This window comes from Halomonas eurihalina (genome assembly GCF_008274785.1).
Taxonomy (GTDB): domain Bacteria; phylum Pseudomonadota; class Gammaproteobacteria; order Pseudomonadales; family Halomonadaceae; genus Halomonas; species Halomonas eurihalina.
The window spans coordinates 1-241 of record NZ_VTPU01000057.1 but is presented as its reverse complement, the minus strand read 5'-3'; the positions used below and the strand labels follow the sequence as shown (position 1 = coordinate 241).

Below are 241 nucleotides of genomic sequence, written 5' to 3'. Positions count from 1 at the left end.
GGCCGGAATGATTGCCCCGGATGAGACGACGTTCGAATTCCTCAAGGGTCGCGAACGGGCACCATCAGGCCAGGCATGGGACGAGGCAGTTGCGGCATGGCGAGAGTTGGCAACTGATGCTGATGCGACGTTTGACGCAGAAGTGATCGTCGATGCCTCCTCGCTGAGCCCGTTCGTCACCTGGGGTACGAACCCCGGGCAGGGCTTGCCGCTGTCGGCGTCGGTGCCGGACCCACAGGAC

1 protein-coding gene is annotated in these 241 nt (G+C 63.9%); it reads left to right on the top strand.

Annotated features, from left to right (window positions below):
- Positions 1 to 241, top strand: a 241-nt coding sequence (locus tag FZZ93_RS18245; protein ID WP_246146297.1) for an aconitase family protein, incomplete at both ends; no start/stop codon positions are given.